The organism is Enorma shizhengliae (assembly GCF_009676995.1).
In the GTDB taxonomy this organism is placed as follows: domain Bacteria; phylum Actinomycetota; class Coriobacteriia; order Coriobacteriales; family Coriobacteriaceae; genus Enorma; species Enorma massiliensis.
This window is the reverse complement of record NZ_VTFZ01000001.1, coordinates 79,557-99,907: the sequence shown is the minus strand read 5'-3', so window position 1 is coordinate 99,907 and position 20,351 is coordinate 79,557. Positions and strand designations below refer to the sequence as shown.

11 protein-coding genes, 2 tRNA genes and 1 pseudogene are annotated in these 20,351 nt (G+C 59.2%); 5 read left to right on the top strand and 9 right to left on the bottom strand.

Going from position 1 to position 20,351, the window contains the following annotated elements; translation table 11 throughout:
* Together GJE22_RS00430 and GJE22_RS00425 are read right to left on the bottom strand one after the other, a co-directional pair.
* Positions 1-1,599, bottom strand: a pseudogene (locus GJE22_RS00430) (Spy0128 family protein); the annotation flags it as partial.
* Positions 1,600-1,617: 18 nt separating this feature from the next.
* Positions 1,618-6,294, bottom strand: coding sequence for a DUF7601 domain-containing protein (locus GJE22_RS00425; protein ID WP_154324018.1), 4,677 nt, complete (start codon positions 6,292-6,294; stop codon positions 1,618-1,620).
* A 648-nt stretch (positions 6,295-6,942) separates the two neighbouring features.
* Here GJE22_RS00425 and GJE22_RS00420 point away from each other — a divergent pair.
* On the top strand, positions 6,943-7,836 hold the full coding sequence (locus GJE22_RS00420) for a PfkB family carbohydrate kinase (RefSeq protein ID WP_144687494.1): 894 nt from the start codon (positions 6,943-6,945) through the stop codon (positions 7,834-7,836).
* A gap of 461 nt (positions 7,837-8,297) precedes the next feature.
* Here GJE22_RS00420 and GJE22_RS00415 read toward each other — a convergent pair whose 3' ends face one another.
* From GJE22_RS00415 to GJE22_RS00395, 5 genes are all read right to left on the bottom strand, one after another.
* Positions 8,298-9,320 (bottom strand): hypothetical protein, encoded by a 1,023-nt coding sequence (locus GJE22_RS00415; RefSeq protein ID WP_235895737.1) that lies wholly within the window; start codon positions 9,318-9,320, stop codon positions 8,298-8,300.
* Positions 9,321-9,398: 78 nt separating this feature from the next.
* Positions 9,399-11,174, bottom strand: coding sequence for an ABC transporter ATP-binding protein (locus tag GJE22_RS00410; RefSeq protein ID WP_144687652.1), 1,776 nt, complete (start codon positions 11,172-11,174; stop codon positions 9,399-9,401).
* 189 nt (positions 11,175-11,363) lie between these two features.
* On the bottom strand, positions 11,364-11,837 hold the full coding sequence (locus GJE22_RS00405) for a PTS sugar transporter subunit IIA (RefSeq protein ID WP_144687496.1): 474 nt from the start codon (positions 11,835-11,837) through the stop codon (positions 11,364-11,366).
* Between the two features lie 170 nt (positions 11,838-12,007).
* Positions 12,008-12,083 (bottom strand) — tRNA-Ala (locus GJE22_RS00400).
* A 62-nt stretch (positions 12,084-12,145) separates the two neighbouring features.
* Positions 12,146-12,222 (bottom strand) — tRNA-Ile (locus GJE22_RS00395).
* 900 nt (positions 12,223-13,122) lie between these two features.
* Here GJE22_RS00395 and GJE22_RS00390 point away from each other — a divergent pair.
* On the top strand, positions 13,123-13,899 hold the full coding sequence (locus tag GJE22_RS00390; protein WP_186297362.1) for a class B sortase: 777 nt from the start codon (positions 13,123-13,125) through the stop codon (positions 13,897-13,899).
* Here the strand turns inward: GJE22_RS00390 and GJE22_RS00385 are convergent.
* The gene (locus GJE22_RS00385) at positions 13,896-14,084 is read right to left on the bottom strand and encodes a hypothetical protein (protein ID WP_019127426.1); all 189 of its coding nucleotides are present in this window, start codon (positions 14,082-14,084) and stop codon (positions 13,896-13,898) included. The two genes, GJE22_RS00390 and GJE22_RS00385, sit on opposite strands and share 4 nt — an antisense overlap.
* 155 nt (positions 14,085-14,239) lie before the next feature.
* Here GJE22_RS00385 and GJE22_RS00380 point away from each other — a divergent pair, with 155 nt between their 5' ends.
* Positions 14,240-14,476: a glutaredoxin family protein gene (locus tag GJE22_RS00380; RefSeq protein WP_144687500.1), complete on the top strand. Its 237-nt coding sequence runs from the start codon at positions 14,240-14,242 to the stop codon at positions 14,474-14,476.
* Between the two features lie 222 nt (positions 14,477-14,698).
* Here GJE22_RS00380 and GJE22_RS00375 read toward each other — a convergent pair whose 3' ends face one another.
* Positions 14,699-18,034, bottom strand: a complete 3,336-nt coding sequence (locus GJE22_RS00375) for a hypothetical protein (RefSeq protein WP_144687502.1) — start codon at positions 18,032-18,034, stop codon at positions 14,699-14,701.
* Positions 18,035-18,247: 213 nt separating this feature from the next.
* On the opposite strand from GJE22_RS00375, the gene GJE22_RS00370 reads away from it, so the two are divergent.
* Complete coding sequence (locus GJE22_RS00370) at positions 18,248-19,261, top strand: helix-turn-helix transcriptional regulator (protein WP_144687504.1); 1,014 nt, start codon at positions 18,248-18,250, stop codon at positions 19,259-19,261.
* On the top strand, positions 19,251-20,177 hold the full coding sequence (locus GJE22_RS00365; RefSeq protein WP_144687506.1) for a helix-turn-helix transcriptional regulator: 927 nt from the start codon (positions 19,251-19,253) through the stop codon (positions 20,175-20,177). The genes GJE22_RS00370 and GJE22_RS00365 overlap by 11 nt, the downstream gene beginning before the upstream one ends.
* Positions 20,178-20,351 lie beyond the last annotated feature (174 nt).

Genomic DNA, 20,351 nt, shown 5'->3' with positions numbered 1-20,351 from the left:
CGTAAAAACGATGCTTTCCAGCTCGTGATCGGCCAACTCAATAGCGGCGTCCGCCGAAAGCACGCCGGTCTGGTTATCCTTGGTCACGCTGACCGTCACCGTGTAGACCTCGGCCGAATAGGTGATGCGGTCGTTGCTCACGCCACCCGTACCCGGCTGCCCGTCGGTACCAATCTCCATGACCTTGTAGGTAAAAGTGCCCGTTTCCTTGAAGGGAATCGGCTCGAAGACGAAGCTTCCCTGGTTGTTGGCCGACCCCGTGTTTTCAACGCGCTGAATCACGTTGCCATCGGCATCAACCAGCACGAATTCAAAGTCTCCATCAGCGAGCGTCGCGCCCGTGTAACCGTTGGTCACGAGTGATTTAGTGCCAGCAATCTGGTAGGACACTTCGCCGTCGTTGTAGGTATTCGTGAAGTTGAGCTCGCCTGCATCCACGGTTTCACCCGCCGAGCTCGTGATGATCTGGCTGGTCACCTTAAGCGCGCCGCCCTGATCTTCGACGGTAAAGGCCAGCGTGTAGACGGTGCCGTCGTAGCTCATGCCCGGCAGGCTGCCCTGGGTCTCGCGCACCTCATAGGTATAGGTCCCCGGCTGCTCGAACGTAAGGGTGCCAAAGCTGAAGGCGCCTTCTGCGTCGTTGGTCACCTCGCTGCCTGCCGACGGGACCGGTGCCGTGAGGCCCGCGGGGTCGGTTGCCGTGTTCACCATGGTGAAGGTGAAATCCCCTGCCTCGAGGCTATAGGAATTGCTGCTGTCGTCAACCTCGTTAACGGTCTTGGTACCACCAAAGCTCGCTGTAGCCGGCGCAGGCGCAGGCTTGTAGACGTTATTGAATGCAATCTCCTGCACCTTGGTACCGGACGCATCCTCGCCTTGGTAGACGTTCGTCGTTACCTCGAGCTGGCCAGCGTTGTTGTCGGCGACCACATACTCAACCATATAGACGGTTGAGTCGTAGGTATAACCCGCAGCTCCGATGTTGCGCTCGCTCACCTGGTACTGGTATGTGCCAGCCTGCTCGAACACGATCTGGCCGAAGTTCACCACGCCATCGGCATCGTTTGCCACGGTGTAGACGCCGTCCTCGCCAGCCACCGCGTTACCGGGCATGGGCGGGGTCACGCCATCGGGTGCAGCCACGCTCTTCACCTCGAACGTGAATGCGCCGGCCTCGATGCCCTTGCTCGCGCCGTTGACCGTCTTGCTCGCGATGAGCGACGCCGTGCCGTTCGCTGCGTCATAGGTGTTCTCGAACTTCGCTCCGCTCGCGCTCGTCACGTTTGCGGTGTATCCGCCATCCAGGTTGTCCACCACACTCACCACGAAGGTCGCTACATTACCGTCGTAGCTGATGCCACCAGTAGTTGTGCCACCGTTTCGCTCCGCCACCGTATAGGTGTAGGTGCCCGGCTCGGTATAGGTAATCTTGCCGAACCCGAAGCTCGCCATGCCATTTTGGAAGTCGCTCTCATGCAGGGTGACCTCGGTCACATCGTTACCCTCGGCATCCTTGGGCATGGGGGCAGGGGCTCCGCTTGCATCCTCACCGGAGAGCATGAAGGTGAAGGCCGTTCCCTCAGCCCACGGGCCAGTGTACTCCTTGGTTAGACCGAACTATGCCGTGGTGTCGAGAGACGTGTCGCCGCCCGGCTTGTACGTATTCACGAAGTCGCCGCAGTCCGGCGTGCTCGTAAGCGTCGCCTCGAGCTTGTTGCTGTCGGGGTTGATCTTCACCTCAAAGGTGAAGGACACCGATCCTGTCGCGGCCGTAACACCGTTCGACGTAGCCCCCTCGGTCACGGTAAAGGTGTAGGTGCCCGGCTTCGTGAAGGTGATGGGGTCAAAGCCGAAAGGAACCTGCTTGCCGTCGGAGTCCTCGGCCTGGTCAAGAGCGGCAACAGCATCAACGTACGTCACGGTCCGCTCGGTCGTTCCGGGCAGCTGGTATCCATCGCTGGGCGACCCATTCGCCGCCGCACCGGTGAGGGTAAAGGTGAAGGTATCGCCTTCCTTCCAATCGCGGCCATTAAGGACCTTGGTGAGCGGAACAGTCGCGTCCGTGCCACCCAGCTTCACAGTAGTCGACGTTTGCTGGTTGGTTACCTTGGCAATGGCGCCCTCGTTATTCAGCTGACCTCCACCGCTCGTGCTTCCGTCGGCAATCACATACCCCTCGTCGGAGTAATCGGCTTCGCCAACCGTGTAGTTCGTGCCGCGCGGCAGCCCAGCGACGGTCGCCTGCTGGCCGCCCCTGAGTGTAAAGGTGGCAGTGCCCGCAGCCTTGCCGCTCGCGTCGTCCGCTGCGAGACTCAGCTCGCTGCTACTAGCATTGCCGCCGTCGATGTCGGCAATCGTGAACGTATAGGTTCCTGTGAGAGGCTGACCGTTCTTATCCTTAAGCGTTACGGTAAACTCGAATTCGTCCTCGGGCGTAATCTCGGTGCCCTCGGCATTCAACACCGTCTTTCGTATGGTGAGGTAGCTCTTCTCGATTTCCGTATCGGTTTCGTTTGTCGTCACCTTCGGATCATTGCCCACCTGCACCTGCGCGGTATTCACCACCGTGCCGGGATTGCTCGGGTCGGTTGCTCCAGGCAAGGCATGTTCGTTGACCTGAGCAGTATAGGTGATAGCGATCAATCCAGCTGGCGCGTTCTCGATGGTCCAGGTGAGATTCTGGGGGTTCTGCTCGTCTTGAGCAAACGTTGCATTAAGTTTCTCGTCGGTCGTGTTCTCAACAAACGTCAGGCCCTCATCGAGTGTGTCGGTCACCACGACCGTTGCATCCTGCTTCACATTCTCAAATGAGATGGTGTAGGTCAAGAGATCGCCCACCTGCGCGGTCGAACCATCGTTGCCCTCGGCACCACCGTTGTTCGTCACACTCTTGCCCGGCACCGGGTTGTGCGTGGTGTTGGTCGTGATGTCTGGGTCGTTTTCGCCCACGCTGATGGTTGCCTGGTTCTCGACCGTCGTGGTCGCAGCGGAGTCGAGCACGCGCACCTTGAAGGAAACCGTGCCCGTAGCACCAGGTTCTTGCTCGCCGAAATCCAACGTAAGTATGCCATTATCGTCAGGCTCAACGGGGCTGCCATTAACGGCGTCCGCGCTCACGAACTCGGTGTTTTCTGGCACCGTATCCGTCACGGTCACCTCGGCGTTTGTCGCCTTATAATTGACCCACTTCACCTCGTAGGTGAGCACGTCTCCCACCTGCACCGCCTGGTCGTCGATGCTACCGTCGATCTTGGCGTTGCCCTGGTCCTCGTCCGTTGCGAAAACGTCCTTTGCCTCATCCTCGTTGAACGCGGTGTTCGTAAATACCACCGTGCTCGAGCCATCCGCCGGAATGGACCCCTCCGCGGTGAAGCCCGCTTCCCCGGAAGCATCCTCAGCCTTCTGGCCGTCGACCATGGCGACCGTGATGTAACCGTCAGCAGCGGCTTCGGTCACGGTGTAGTTCGCGCTTTCGCCAACCTGGATGACGATGCTTTGACCGCTCTTAAGGGTGACCTTGCCGCCGCTCTTGAGCGTTGTCGGTTGCCCCTCAGGCGTATTGCCGGTGTACTTCTGAGCGGGGTAGTCGCCCGTGAGCGTGCCGCCGTTAGCATCCGTCAGGTTCACGGTGAACGTGAACTCATCATTGGCGTCGGCACTCTCGCCCTGTACGCTCTTGCTGATTACGAGATTCCCCGTGCTCTCATTGTCCAGATGCACGATCGTGGTACCCGTAAAGAGTCCCGTGAGGTCAGTAGTTCCCAGGTTTTCGCGGTGCGTAGCAGTTGTGGCATGGCTATCGTCATTGCACTGCGTGATAGTCATCCCCGGAATGCCCGACTCGGTTCGGAAACCCAACTTCGTAGCGTCCGTGCCGCTCGTGATCTCGTAGTCGAGTACGTCGTCGCCATCGGGGCTATAGGTCAGGTGGATCGGATCGCCTGCGGGTTCGCTATCGAAGCTCACTGTCGGCGTAGTGCTAGACTCATCCACCGCACCCAGCTTCGGCGTTGCAACAATGTTCTCCAGGGTAGCATCGATGCCGTTGTCTGCTGCGAACTGAGACATGGAGTCCATCAAGCGCCCCACGCCGCGCGTTACCGCGATGCCGTCGGTTGCGGTACCAGCATCGGCATATACGCCATCCGCCGTGACAATAATCTTGGCAGCCTCGTTGGTCTTGGCGTAGCCCTCCGGCGCCGAGACCTCGCCAACGTAATACATGCCCGGCTCGAGGCCCGCGAACACCACCGCGCCTTCGAGCGAGATCTTATCCGTTTCCTTGGAGAGCGTCTTGGTCTCTCCCTGCCAGCGCGGGCTCGAGCTACCGCCGATGGGCGTCGCGTCTTCGTTGAGCGTGTACGTCCCGTCGTCGTTGGCTGTCACCTGGTCCTGATTGAAGAGCGCAAGCGTGGCACCGTTGATTGCCTCACCAGTCGTGGCGTCGGTCTTCTGCACAACCACGCGGTTGATGATGTCCGAAACGTACACCCGCGCCGAGAACTGACGATCAAAATCGCCAGTGTTTACCACTTCGTAGGTGTTATTAGTATTGGCCAAATCAAGGCTCTCCGCCTCAGTGTAGTAGTACGCACCGCGGAACGTGCCTGCGTCGCCTTTGAAGAACACGTATTCGTTGATATCTCCCGGCAAGTTTTCAATCTCTGCCTGGAAATCGCCCGACATGCCAATCTCAAACTCATACTTCGCTGCCGAATCGGCCTCTAGCGCACCGCTCAAATCGGTACCCGTGGTAAGGCGCCACCCACTCAGGGCATCACCAGTCACGGTATGCCATTGACCGTCCGCGCCTTTGTGCTGAACGACCGCGAACAGCGTACCGGCACCATCCTTGCGGAGGTCCTCGACAGTGATTGCATCATGTCCGTTGAGCGAAATATCATGAGGCGTCGTTGCCGTTACTTTCGGCTGAGCATATGCCCCACTCTCCCACTGATTGTCAGACAGAAGCACGTTCAGCGTGGACCCGTCCGTTGCCTCTAGCTTATTAACCGAAAGCTGAATTGGTTTCGTCGCCCGGTATCCAGAAGGAACCGTCTCCTCTGTCAGGGTAATTCGCCTGTGGCCGTTGTTAGCAAGCCAATCCGGCGTGATAAGTGTATGGCTATCGGGCTGCATGAGAACAACGCTGCCGTCGCGTTCGGTTGTAGCGGTGCAAATCAACGCACCGGTATCCGTATCGGTTACCCTGAATGTTGCTCCCGAAACAGGTCCACCATCTTGGTCAACCTTAACAATATCGGTCCTAGGAATAGATTGCAGGTTGAACTTAAGACTCATGTTGGAGTCGGTGTTGCCGCGTTCCATATAGAAAAAGTCAAGCGTATGGGAGGTACCGTCCTTGAAGATGGAATAGCCATCATCGGAGGAATCGTTGCTCACGAACATGTTGTCAATTTCGGCTTGGAGCGCCGCCCGACTTTCGGCTGGCTGAGCGTTAACAGCCTCTTGCATCATCGCGCGAATCGTCGTCTGACGAAACACGTGCTCTCCGTTGGTGTAATCATTATCGCGGTTACTGTCGGTGAAAACGATAACCTGACCGGTACTGAAATCGATATCCAGGGCAACGGCAGAATGAATGCCGCCAAGATCGCCGACCAGATATCCGTCGATGTAGACCCACACATCATCGTCGCCGGAGAAGTTGTAGGTCACCCTTGTTGTTCGGTCCTCACTGGTGAATCCGCCATATTGCTGGGCAAACTGAGTGCTCATCGAAAGACCAAAGTAGTGATGGAGCGTCGAGCTCGAAGCTTCAACGCCGCGGTCTGCAAGACCGCTCCCCGTATCAACCAACACATCGTCGGCATCGTTGAACAGGAAGAACTGTCCTCGGCGCGCATCATCGTCTCCGTTGCTCACCGCCCAGTGGTTATATACATTGAAGTGTCCAGTATCGCCCTCTTCAACGAATTCAGCGAAATTCTGCTTCGCGTCATATACGTAGTAACCGTTCTCATCAACCTTGAGAAGGCCCTGCACGTTGGAGTACGCCTGCTTGGCATTATCAATGTTGTTCAGATCGAACAGATAGGAAAGGGACTCAGTGCTGTTGGAGCCGCTACCAACCATCGCGGCATCTCCGCTGAGCGATGGATAGCCATCGGAGCCCAAGATGGGATTTACAACGCCGAACTTCGGATCGGAACCGCCCTCATTTGCTCCAACTAGCTCAGCACCCAGTGGGATACTGCCATCGAAATCGCTCGCAAATTTGAGCACATGACCGTTGTTGATTCCCGCGTCAATCCACTGATTATACCTATTCATTGGGTTACTGGTATCGTTCTCCCAACGATTCTCGTAGCCACCTCGCCAATAATCGAACACGTTAATCGTCGTTCCGCTGGGGCTCACGGTATCGACCAAGTTCTCGGGATCATCGACAGCCCGCGCCTGCGGGGCCGCATACGCAAAGGTCACTCCAATGAGTGCGAGGATGATGCCGCAGAACGCAGCAGCTAACGCGTTTCTACGAGCGCCCCCCCCCCCCCCGATTCTTTCTTGTACGCTCACTCACGAACAACATACGCCCTTCCTCCATACATCATGCGCAGACGCAATGCGCATAGGTAGTACCCTCGACAGATACACATGCAAGACTATACATCGTTTTGAACAATAAAACCCCAGCTCAGATATGTTTTCTTGGCCAAAAAATTGGATACCCACCTATGTTTTTTCTCAAATCAATTAGTCTGAGCTGCCCACTTATCGCAAAGGGTTGTTTACCTGCTAATTTGAAAAAAATGTTTCCGCGAGATGCGTGTTTATATACCTCCGGTCATATTTTATCGTCATAGCGCGTCATGCCCTCTTTTGAAACAAACGGTATTCTCAACACTGGTTACACATGCAAGTACTATGCTGGTGCCTCGTACGCTGGTCCATAAGTCCGCGGAAGAAAGAAGGCAATCCATGTCTAACCAAATCACCAGCTCCCTGCCACCCCTCTATCAACGCGAGGGGGACTACATCCCGCGCGTCGCTGCAGTTCACGACCTGTGCGGATACGGCAAGTGCTCGCTCGGCGTCGCCATTCCCGTGCTCTCGGCCGCCGGTTGCGACGTCTGCCCTGTGCCAACCGGGCTTTTTTCGAGTCACACGGCGTTTCCCGGCTGGTACATGCACGATACGACCGCGATTCTGCCCGATTATCTCGAAGCCTGGAAGGGCATTGGAGTCGATATCGACGCCGTGTACTCCGGTTTCCTGGGCGCTCCCGAGCAGGTAGACATCATCAAGGGAATCTACGAAACCTACCCGAAGGCCCTGCGCATCGTTGACCCCGTCATGGCCGATCACGGTAAGGTGTACGCCACCTACACCCCCGAGCTTTGCTCCGCCATGGCCGAGCTCGCCGAAGGCGCGGACATTCTCACCCCCAACCTCACCGAGGCAGCCATCATCCTCGATGAGCCAATCGGCGATGCCTGGGCGGGCGAGAGCATTTCGGACGACGAAGCGCGGCGAATGGTGGAAGCGCTCCTTGCCAAGGGGACCAAGACCGTGGTGCTTAAGGGCGTGCAGCGCGGCGATGGGCTCATCCGCAACTTCGTTGGGTCGCAGTCGGGTGCGTTCTTCGAGGTAAACAACGAACTGCTCCCCTACATGCTGCACGGAACAGGAGACCTGTACTGCTCGTGCCTGCTGGCTGCCGTCATGGCTGGAAAGGCGCTCGACGAGGCCGTCCGCTTCGCCGGTGACTTCGTGCACGACGCGATGATCGTCTCCTCGAAGCAGCCGCAGTTCCGCGAGCGCGGCGTTAGCTATGAGCCACTGCTCGGGAAGGTCACGGCGCTGCTAGCATAGCCCACACAGAGCAGCCCAGGATTCGCAGCGGTCGCTTAGCACGGCCCCTCCCTTTTTGGCTGCTGTTTTCGAGCGGGGGTGTTTGTCCCACCGGGACAAACACCCCCGCTTTTTCGCTTCTGGCTTCGCTTACACCCCGTTTTCGCCTGAATCTACCCCCCTTGCAGCACCAGCGCTTCAAAACTCTCGCCAAAGGATCGGATTTTAACGAATGGCCCAGATATACCCCGTGGCGAGCGCATGAAAAGCGCTGGTACGCGAGGTGCGATAATGTTGGCTACTCGGCACGTACCCCAAAATCCGATCCTTTGGCGGGAGTTTTGCACCGAACCACTTCCGCAGGGGGTCTTTAGCACCAAAATCGAGCCGGTTAGCGCAACACAACGCCCTAAAGGCGCACATCCGAGTATATAAGAGGCCGAATGCCTCTTGCACCGCGGAGCCTTTCGCCCCGCAGAACGCTATTGCCCTGAAGAATCCCCGGAGGCTGCATCCTGCTGCGCAGCCGTCGCACCCGAGTTTTGCGCAGCGGAGAGAGCGTCCCTCAGGGTTTGGCCATCGTCGGTCCCCAAGAACACATCCTTGCCCTTAAGGCTTTGCTCCAAAGCGAGCTCGTCTTCCTGAGCCTCGATATCGCTCTGGTCGACGCTCGGCGTGTCTATCAGCGACGACACCGAGTTCACCTGCTTCTGGATACGGCTGGCAACCTCCTCGTCCATACCGACAATCCGCAGCTCCCAGTCGATGTTGCTCGACGCCTCAGACATATTCTTCGTCCAGATGAACGTGAAGATCTGGCGCTCGGTGCCATCAACAGGGAAGAACGAGAACAGCCCGTCGCTCACGATGTTCCCGTCCTCGTCCATAACGGCCGAGACGTTGTACACCACGCGATTGATGTTGTCGTTAAGCAGTGCGTTCGTAGCGAGCGCCGCCGCCTCGATCTGGCTATTGGAGAACAGCTCGAGCTCGTTGGACGCGTCGGTCGAAACCACGCTCACCTCAACGACGCCCGTGCGCTCATCTGCCTCGTCCACCGTGAAGGTGCTCGGAAACTGGGTGAATCCGTTGCCCCACTCCAAGCCGCCCTCGATGGCGCGGCTCACGGTCTCCGTATTCACCGTGTCCGAAAGGTTTGCCGTGTTCAGGCGGCGCATGACGCCGTATCCCACCTGCATGCCCACCACGAGCACGATGATGCCCACGATGAACGCCACGCCAAAGCGCGAGATGGTGTTGCCAACCTTCGAACCCGAAGGGTCCTCGTCAGAAAGCGGGTCGACCGTGCTGCCCGTGCGCGAGCGGCGGTCTTCCGCGGTCAGGCGCTCCTCGGCCTCCTCGTCACCAGCGCTGCGCGCGGCGCGCCATGACATCAAGCGCTTCTTGCGCGTTTTCACGCGCGCAGGGTCGATGACGCCCGATGCGTCGACCTCCGAGAAGAGCTCGGTCACTTCTTCTGGTGTGAGCTGCCGTTTCTTTCCCATCGTCTTCCTGTCGAGCCAAATCCGAACGCGAGCGAATGCCTCCACGCAAGAACCGCGGCCCCGCGCAGGCCACAAGCCTTAGGCGCTGGTGGCGCGCATTCCCTCGAACTGCATTCGATAGTAGCGGGCGTATGTGCCGTTTTGCGCGAGAAGCTCTTCGTGGGTGCCGCGCTCCACAACTCGGCCACGCTCCACCGTCGCGATCTCGTCGGCGTTTTTGATGGTCGAGAGGCGGTGGGCGATGATGATCGTCGTGCGGTCGCGCGCCAAGCGCTCGAGCGATTCCTGCACTGCCTCCTCGCTCTCGTTGTCGAGCGCCGAAGTTGCCTCGTCGAGAATGAGGATCGCAGGGTCCTTGAGGAACACGCGCGCGATGGCCACGCGCTGCTTCTGACCGCCCGAAAGACGGCTTCCGCGCTCCCCCACCACCGTATCGTAGCCCTCGGGAAGACTCTCGATGAACTCATGGATGTTCGCGCGGCAGGCCGCCTCGACAATTTCTTCGAACGATGCGTCGGGCCTGCCGTACGCGATGTTCTCGGCGATGGTTCCGTCGAAGAGGTATACATCCTGCTGAACCAGGCCTATCGCCTGACGCAGGCTCCGCTGCGTGACGCTTCGCACATCCTGCCCGTCAATGCAGATGGAACCGTCCTGCACATCGTAGAAGCGGGGCAGCAGCGAACACGTTGTAGACTTGCCACCGCCCGACGGGCCCACGAGCGCGATGGTCTCGCCCGGACGAATCGAGAGATTGAGATGGTCGATGACCGGACGCTCGTCGCCCGCGCGATGCTCATCCTCGAGTTCGCGGTCCTCGTAGCTGAAGCACACATTGCGGTACTCGATAGCACCAGCGCTCACCTTGAGTGGGCGAGCGTCGGGCGCATCCTCGATATCGGGCGCGCTCTGAAGCACTTCGTCCATGCGGCGGAAGCCGGCGATGGCCTTCTGGAACGTTTCGGTCGAGTTGACGAGGGTCTCGATGGGCGTGGTGAAAAGGCTGATGTAGAGCGCAAACGTTGCCATATCGACCGCGCTCATGCGGCCTGCGGCAACAAGGCACCCGCCTGCCACCACCACGAGCGTGAACAGCGCCCCGGTCATGAGCGCGCTCGTGGCCTGATAGGTTCCCATCACGCGATACATGGCCTCTTTCGAGCCGAGATAGCGGTCGTTGGAACGACGGAACTTGATGCGCTCGGTTTCTTCATTCGCGAACGACTTCACCACGCGCATGCCGGCGAGAGAATCCTGAAGCTGTGAGTTGACCTCGGAGATCTTGATGCGATTGTCGGTGTAGACGGAGCGCATGCGGAGATTCTGCACTACCATGAGCGCGACGAACCCCGCAGTAACCAGCGCCATGATCCCGGTGAGCGCGGGCGAGATGGTAAAGAGGATCACGAACGCGCCGATGATCTCGACGCCGCAGATGATGATCCACTCCGGCACGTGGTGGGCCGCCTCGCAGATATCGAAGAGGTCATTGACCACGCGGCTCATCATGTCACCCGAGTTCACGCGATCGAAGTAGCTGAAGCTAAACCGCTCATACTGGTCGAAAAGGTCTTGGCGCATCTGCGATTCCATGCGGGCGCCCATGATATGACCCTGAGCAGACACGAAGTAGCGGCATGCACAACGAATGAGGTACATAATTACGAGCCCAACGGCGACCATGCCGATCGATGCCATAATCGCATGCTGCCCCTCGGTGAAAAGACCGTTGGTGAGCGCGCGCAGAATCACCGGAAACGCAAGGTCAATGCCTGCGATAACAAGCGCGCAAACGGTATCGGCAATGAAAAGATGCTTCTGCGGGCCATAGTAGGCAAGAAAACGGCGGAGCATGGTTGACGGGCGGGCCGCCCGCGAGGTGCTGGCACTCATGTGCTGGCTCTTTTCTATCGTATAGAGGCTGAAAACCCGAGCGACGCTCAGGAGTTACCAGTATATACAGGCTCGGCGAAGCATGCTTCGAGATTGGCAGAGCACGCCGAAATGTCGGCGCGCTCCCATTGGTTCACCTTGAGCGCAGAGCTACGAGCAGAGCTCGCGCATTGTCTCGACCATGCCTTCGGGGGTGGTCTGCGCCATGATTCTAGACACGGCGTCGGTATCCAGGAAAATGCCCATGAGCGCCTGGAGTACGGCAACTTGCCCTTCTTCGTGCGCCGTCAGGCCGAGATTCACGATAATCTGCGCGGGCACGTCGCCATCGATTCCAGCCATACCCCTAAATGCAATAGGCTCCTTTGGCTTGATGACGGCAATATAGGGCTTGTTCAGGTGCTCCGGATCGACATGCGGCAGAGCAACGGAAACCGTCTCGAAGGCGAGGCCCGTGGGGTATGTTTCCTCGCGCTCCTTGATGCCGGTGAGCCACGAATCCTTAATGTAGCCATATGGAGCAAGCTCGTTGGCGAGCTTCTCGAAGAGCTCGTCGCTATTGGCAGCCTCGAAATCGAAGAACACCAGCTCGGGCTTGAAGAGTTCCAAATCAACAGCGCGCATGAAGACCTCCTAGGTGCTCAGAGGTTTCATCATAACAGATGGAATGATGCCGGCTGGGCGGGTACCAACGCCTTTTAGGGCGGGTTTTGCGATATGGGGGACCTTTACTAAAGACCCCGTGCTCCCCTGGGCATGAAAAAGCCCCGCTGTAGCGAGGCTTTCAAAATTGTTGGTGGAGGTAAGGGGGTTCGAACCCCTGGCCTCAGGCTTGCAAAGCCCGCGCTCTCCCAGCTGAGCTATACCCCCTTTAGGAATAAACACCCCAGCGGCGACTCGGCTCTCGCTGGGGTGTTTATTGCGAAAGAAGATGGTGGACCTGACAAGATTCGAACTTGTGACCTCCCGGTTATCAGCCGGACGCTCTAACCAACTGAGCTACAGGTCCATCGCACTAGGAGATAATACCCCGCCCCACTAGCCGAAGTCAACGACTTTTTTCGACTTTTTGAATCCCCCTGATTTGCCGCGAGCCGGGACGGGATCGCGCGGAAGCTCTTTTGGATTCACGCAAGTCGGGTGCGAAACAGCCTGGGTGACCATTTTTGGATTCATGAGAGGCAAGTCGAAAACTCAGGAGCTTCATTTGGAGTTCACGCCGGCCAGGTTGGGACAGCCGGCTGGGTTAAGACCGCCTGCCCGGTTGGAGCTACCGGCTTGGCTGCGGCCACTCGATTGCGATGGGCTCTGTTCCTTTGGTGGAGTAATAGAGTCCTGTTCGCCGCACCTCGAATTTGGTTGTTCATGCGACAGGGCTGATAAGCTGCCGCTTTCCTTAGTCTTTCAAATTTTGTTCAGCTCTAAGACGGCATCTTGTCAGCTACAACCGAATCATCGACCACCTCCCCTTCATATGCTTGGACCACGGCGTGAAGAGGGAGGTAGCGATGGGCAGACGATGCGGCTTTGGCGGCAAGACTCGCACTCAAAACACAGACCAGGGGCGCGCGCCGAGCGTATTGCTCAGATGGCATCCGAAAGCAATCCATGCAAGGGTCACGAGGCTGCTCATGTGCACGATTGCTGCGGCGACTTTCATCCTCGCTATCGCTGCACCCCTCTTCCTGCCCAAACAGGCATGGGCGACAGATGACGTGGCCTTGCTCGCTATGAAAACGCTGGCGAACCGCAGATCGGACATCCTTGCAGAGACGCCTCTATCGGTTACGGGCCCGCTCGTAAGAACAGGCACGGCATCGATGGCGCCCATGTTAGCGGTAACGGTCTGCATCGCCCTTATCGCATGTATCTTGATGGCGACCTGGAGACGCGGGAAGCACTAGGCACGATGAGCGCACGTTATTCCGCCAAAAACATCCTGCACTCCATAGCTGCCCCGTGCCTTGCCGTTGTCTGCCTCATCAGCGCATGCTCCACCGGGATTCTCTCAGCGCAGGTCGATGCGTATGACCTGCGCATGCGGGGCCTTATGGGCGCGCTCGCCTCCAACGCCAACGATATCCAGGTTACGGACCAGATGGCCTATCACAACCCCGCCGTTGTGGCATGGATAGACGTTGATGGCACACACATCAGTTACCCCGTTGCGCAACCAACTTCAACCATGGCAGACGACTACTATCTCCATCATGCCATCGATGGGACTCCCCACAGCCTCGGATGCCCGTATATCGACCGGAGGAGCTCCAAAGATGGGCAGCACGTCGTGGTGTATGCCCACCATCTTGCAAGCTCACCGGTGCTGTTTGGCGAACTGGCGAACCGATACCAACAAGGCGCGTTCGATAAGCTCGGCAATGCCACATGGCGCTCCGTTGAGAATGGCAAGATCGCTCGAACCACAATCTTCCAGCCGCTCTGCGCACTCCGCGTTCCCGCATCGTACGAAGCGATACAGCAGTTTTCCTTTACATCCATTGAAGATATGAAAGCATGGCTCACCGAGCTCGCACACGAAGCATCCGCATGCACCGAGAACTGGCAGACTGCGATTAGCGGCGCGCGCCGCGTCCTCAGCCTCATCACTTGCACCGAAGGGAACGGTCACAGCATGCGGCGCACCATCGTGATATTCGTATCAGGGGACCAATCAGAAGCCGGTTAGAAGAGATAGAGCCCGGATGACGACTTAGACTGCTCCGAAGCCACCTCTTCAGCATGGAGCTGTTCCGGGGTGGAACCAACACGAAGAATAAAGAGGGATACCCCGAGGCCGAGCGCGATGGCAAGAATCGCACCGATGAGATACGCGATCCAATGGCGCTTTATAAACTCGATGATCTCACTCACCTGGACCTCCGGATACGAACCAGCTCCCTGTTATGCTACCAGCTTTTGGTGGTTCTGTGGCCGCTTGAGCAAGTTTACCCTGAACAAACGTCAATGGTCGGTTTATCCAAGAGTTGGGTATAGCAGCAATACCCAACAAACGAAAGGAGCTCCGCATGTCGCAAGCACTTGAACTCTATATCATGCCCGGTTGCCCATTCTGCCGGAAGGTACTTTCCTATATGGAGCGCCAGGGCATCGAGATACCCCTCCGCGATATCACGGCTAACCCCAGCGACCGCTCCACCCTCCAAAGCGTGGGTGGAAAGGTCCAGGTCCCCTGCTTGTTTATCGACGGGAAGCCTCTTTACGAATCTGACGACATCATCGCCTACCTCGAGGCTCATGCATAGCAACGCCAACGCATAGCCGGGCATCAGAACCACCCGCTTAGCAGGTGGTTTTCAATGGTGAGCGGGGCGTGCCACAGAGTTGGGACCCCTTGAATGAAACGAGACGCCGACACCCAAAATGGTTCATTTTGAACCCGTCCCAAAATGAACCAGGGCGCCGACACCCCTAGGGTATCGGCGCCCCGTCATCGCCATTCGAGACATGCGAGCAGGGTGCTCTTCTTAGGACCTCCTGATGACCTCCGTGACAACATCGGCAACGAGCCTGACATTCTTCTCGTTGACGCGATACGGCAGATCGTCCTCAGAATGCGAGCAGGCGAGGTGGTTGCCCTCAACGCCGGCGATCGTGAGCGAGCGCAGGCTCATGCTCATGGCACGGTAGGCATCGGTCGTGAGGTAGGGCATCTCGACGCTTGCGAACTCTCGATGGAAGGCGCCAGACACGCGACGGACAAGGTTCATGATGCGCTTGTCGCCCTTAAGCACGCGCTTGCCGCCTTCTCCGCCCTCGGTTGCGAGCATAACCGGCTCGCCTGCGCCGATGCTCTCGAGATTGATGAGGAACACACCACGCAGCTTATCGCGATGCGTGTCGAGGAACGCCTGGATACCGGCATTATCGAGCTCGGAAGCACCCGTTGCCACGAACCAGATGTCATGACCGAGAAGCTCGTCGTCGCCCATCGAGGTCACAGCGTCGCGCAGATCTTCCTGCGAAGCGCCGTTCGAGCTGGTGGCGCCACCCTTCCAGTCATCGCCTTCGAAATTATCCCAAGACCCGATATCGCGGCCAGAGCGCTTCGCATCGAAATCATCGTCGACGCCAAGCCAGTCGCTCATGCTCGACTCGTCCTGCTTCTTGCGATGGAAGAGCTTTCCGAGACCGCGCTTCCCGCTCTTCGCACGACCGGTTGCCGCCAGAGGCTCCGGGGCGTCGGCGGTGATGGTCTCAAACACGCTGTCATCGCGTTCGTAGGTATCGGCACCATACCCGTCGTTGTAGCCAAAACCGCCATCCTGGCCGTAGTCAGCGACATAGTCCTGATCGGACGAAATCACGCTGAACGCGCTCTGGGCGGGCGCCGGGGTTGCATCCTGGTTGGCAGGCGCTGCCGGCGCAGCAGGCTCGGTCACAAACGGATCAACCGGAGTCGTAGACGGATCCGGCAGGTCGAAGAGCGAGGACCTGTTGACCGTCGACATCTGGTTGACCGAGGGAGCCGCGGGATCGGGAACCATGCTGAACGCCCGGTTCTGCGGCGCGGGCTGAGGAGTGGTGCGACGCGGGGCGGTAATCTGCGCCATCAGGGAGTCGACGGTCTCCACCTGCTCGGCGCCCGCGTCAGACGCCTGCGACGGCGTCGCAGCGACATCTTGGACGGGAAAGGACCTCGTCTGGGCAATCGTTGCATCGGGGTCGAACCCGGCAGACCCTTGGGCACCCGGAGCTTCGGGCTGTTCAAGCGAAGCGGCATCGGCTACCGAGAAACGCTGGGTCGCGCCACCCGCGACAGACGATCCCTCATCCGAATCGGCCACATCAGCAACCTGCTCGGCTTCCGGAGCCGCGCTCTCGGGGGCACCGCTCTCCGCGGCGTCGGCAGTAACGGGAGCATCCTCGGCCACAGAAGTGGAGCCGTCAGCCGAAGCGTCTACCGTTGGCGCGCTCGCCTCAGCAGAGGTCTCATCGTGCTCGAGCTCCTCGTTGGAAGCATCGCCCTGACCATGAGACGTCACGGAATCAAGCATGCTCCGGCCCTTGCGCAGCGCGCCATCGAAGAACCGCGATGCACGAGCGCCAACAGCAGAGAGCGTCTCGGCGAGACCCGCGGCAGCGCCAGCGGGGTGCGCCCCGGCCCCGTGATTCACCGGAACCGGCGCGAAGGCATCATCGTCATAGTCACCGTAGTCTTCAAACCCGTAATCGTCGGCATCGGCATAGGCGTCCTCATCGGAAGCGTAGCCTTCGAACTCGTCCTCGAGCGGCGGAAGCTCTTCATCAACCTGATCGGCGAACTCATCGTCCTGCTCACGATCGAGGGGCTCACCCTCATCGATCGCAGCATCAGCCTCGGCCTCGGGCTCCGGCTCGGGTTCAGTGAGGTCGTACTCAATGGCGCAGTTCTCGGGAACCATGCCGATGGCGCGGATCACATCGATACCGTAGCGATAATTACCATAGGCGTTGATAACGCTCGGTGCGGAAGCCTCATCCTCCGCTTCCTCCGAAGAGCCTTCGTCTTCGAGCTCGGCAGGCTCATCTGCAAGATCGTCGGCCGGAGCCTCATCGGCACCATGCTCTGCAGCTGCGTCCTCGGCCACACGCTCATCGTTCTCGTCACCATCGACCACGGGCATGGCGACCGTAGCGCCAGCAGAATCGGATTCGCTCACCTGGGCGGCAACGGCATCGTCGGCACCCTGAACCGCATCGGCAGCGGACGCGCCAGCATCCACGACGGCAGCTGCGGCATCCACGGCCGCACCTGCAACGACATCAACCGGAGCCATGGTCGCGGTGGCCCCCATCGCATCGGTGGCCTCCGGGGCAGTATTGCCCGAGAGCTCGGCCTGGCCGGCCTCGAGATCATCGAGCGAAAGCGCCGCAGTTCCGGCAAGCGTGGCACCAAGCCCCTGATCATCCTGTGCCCCGGCCTGGTCTTCCGTAGCCCCAGTCTGCTCGCCGGCGGCTACGCCTGCAACCTCATCGAGCGCCTCCTCGGGAAGATCTCCCGAGGCCACCGCAGCCTCGACCTCGGCTGCCTGAGCCATGCGAACCTGCTCGGAGAAATAATCCTCGAAGGGAACGTCGTTCGGGAACTCTTCACCGTGCTCGAACGGGGCAACGGCATCCATCACGCCGAGCATGGCGGCAACAGACGATTTGTTGCAAATCGAACCAGAGGTATATGGGAGGATGAACCGGTTCGCGATAACACCCACCGCATGAGCAAGCGGAATAAGGGCCGCTACGATCGCGAGCAGCCAGAAGACAACCTTCGCGCCACCCGGGAACGGCAGCAGGCGAATGATGGCGAGCATCGCGGGGACCACCATCATATAGGGCATGAGCTTGACGATGATGGGCTTGTAGGTCGCATAGGGGAGCTGCGAGAACAGGTCGGCGCGCGGCGAATCGTAATGAGCTACAACGACCACCGGGCGGTTGCGCGGCGACGCAAGCGGGCCGGACGCCTTGTGATAGGCGATAACGTTCTGGGAGAGGCCGGATGCGCCGAAGCCCGCAAACGACAGCTTGCCCATACGCTCCAGCACGTACACCACGCCCACGGCGACCGTGAGCAAGAGGCCGATGATGCCCACCACACCGCCAACACCCATGAGCACCGCGCCCACGAAGAGCGCGATACCCAAGGCGGCGAGCACAACCTTCGGGGTGCCCGAGGCGTTGAACTCCTGAACCTCCGGCTCAAAGCCATGGTTGGAGAAGATGCGGGCGATGTCTTCTGCAGCGGCTCGCTCTTCCTCGCTGCACGCGGGGGTGATCCCTGTGTTCTGGAGTAGATGGTTCAAATATTTACGGGTGGTGGCCATCAGCTTTCCCTGTCCCTGTTCGATAGTCGCGGTCACAACGCATAAGAACATGCAGATAATGCGTCCGTATTCTGGAAAGTATACCGCTACTCTGAAAATGCCGCTGCGTTACCGCAGGTTATATGCGCTCGCAGGCCCATTTGCACCTTCTATCTCCATAACACGTCGCCCGGGGGCCTCATGTAGAATGGATGCGAGAAAGGGAGGGTATTCGTGCCATCGTATGACGAAGCGCAGGCCATAGCCGGGGACACCTCGGCGCAACGCCTCCTCAACCTGTTTTTTATCTTCAATGCCTCTACGCGGGCGCTCTCGACGGAAGAGATCGTCTCGGACTCCGACCTGGGCTATGGGTCTCCTCAGCGCGACTCAGACCTTCGCAAGTTTCGCCGTGATCGTGCGAAGCTCGCCGAGCAGGGCATTCAAATCGTTGAAGCGAAGCCGTTGGGCGCCGCCGAAAGCGAGGAGAGCTACTGGAAGCTCGACCACGTGAATACCTTCGCAACAGGCGGTATCGTCACAAGGGACGACGCACAAACGCTTGCCGCGGCGATAGATGAATATCTCGAGGGGCAGGCGACGCCGCTTGGCCGCCCGCTCCAGTCGGTGCGCAACAAGGCCCTCGAGCTTGCTGAGGGCAGCACGCCGCAGGGACGGGACGAACAGGCCTCCAACGCCTTCGATCCTATTCTCGATGCACTTTGGAGCGCCTTCGCCACGCGCAAGAAGATCACGTTCTCGTACCGCAACGCGCGCGGCGAAGCATCAAAGCGCAGCCTTGCCATATATGGAATCTTCAGCCATGAGGGCTGCGCCTACGTTACCGGCCTCGACGACGCAAGCGAAAGCATTCGCACCTTTCGCACCGACCGCATCGAAAAGGTCTGGCGCCCAAAGGGCACCTACAACATCCCCAACACGTTTTCCATTAAGGACTACGTCTTTCTCCCCTTCGATTTCGGCGAGGGAGAATCGGCACAGGTGCAGTTCTCGCTGCCCGCTTCCATGCCTCGAGCGGCGGTGCTCGCATTCACCCATGGACGCGGGGAAATAGCCCTCACAGAAGCCGACTCCTGGCAATGGACTATCGAGGTGCGGGATATTGATGCTGCCGCCTCGTTTGCCCTCAGCCATGCACGGGAGGGGCTGCGCCCTGTGGCTCCGCAGACATTCGTAGACGCATGGAAGTGCATGATCGATAAGGTGGTTGAGGCACATGGCGCATAGCGATCGGGTGACCAACGCCCTCTGGATGCTCGAAGCGCTCACAGCTGCTCCGGGCCACCGCCTTAGCGCAGCCGAGACGCGCCGGACGCTCGCATGCACCGACGAAGAGCTTGACGGGTATCTTGACCTGCTCTCCACCCTTGCCGACCGACAAGGGGGAGCCCGCGCGATCGCCTATCGACAAGGCGATTCGATCGTCCTTGAAGGGGATGCGGCACGCATGCGGCCGCTGCGCCTTACGGCGGGAGAAAGCATGGCCCTCGCCCACGTGATCCGTGCTCTGGAAGTCGACTCCAACCTCTCCGAACGTCTTGAACGCGCCCTCATCGCCCCAGGAATCGAGGCGGGCAACCAACAGCCGCTCCTTGCGACCGCGCGCACATACGGCCCGTTCTACCAAGAGCTCTCCGAAGCCATCGAAGACGGGGTTCGGTGCCGCATCCTGTACCGAGCGCAGACAGACACTCAGCCCGCGCCGCGCCTTATCGACCCGCTCGCCTTCGAAGCGTTTGACGACTATGCCTACCTCGTCGCGTGGAACGTCGAGAAAGATGCGGAGCGGCGATATCGCTTGGACCGCATCAGCAATGTTGAACTCACCGATGAGTCCGTCGGCCGTCGCGAACCGAGCGACCTCACCGTCGAAGACCATCTCGCACAGACGGGCACCATCGTGACCGTCGAATGCCCCGCATCGAGCGATGAGTTTTCGTCGTGGTCGGGCGTGGTCGATGTGTCGCCGTCCCCGCAAGACCCATGCCGCTCACGCGTCGCGGTGCGCGTAAGCACTGCTTCCTGGCTGTTCGACCAAGTGCTTGCAGCCGGGGGAGACATGAAGATCGTCGAGCCTACAGCATGGCGCGAGCAGTTGCTCCGCTATGCGCAAGAGCTCTCCCAGGGGAATGCCACCCCATAGTCGCCCCATATCGCAGGGCAGGGTCGGCGAAGAAACGCCTGCAGGGCGCGCCAAAAGCAGTAATCAGCGATTCCCTCGAAAAGCGCTGATTGCTGGACGCCGGAGACGCCTAGCAGACAAGTCGGGGGCATACTTCCGTCGAGTTTTCAACTTCTGGGCACTTCGCGGCGCGCA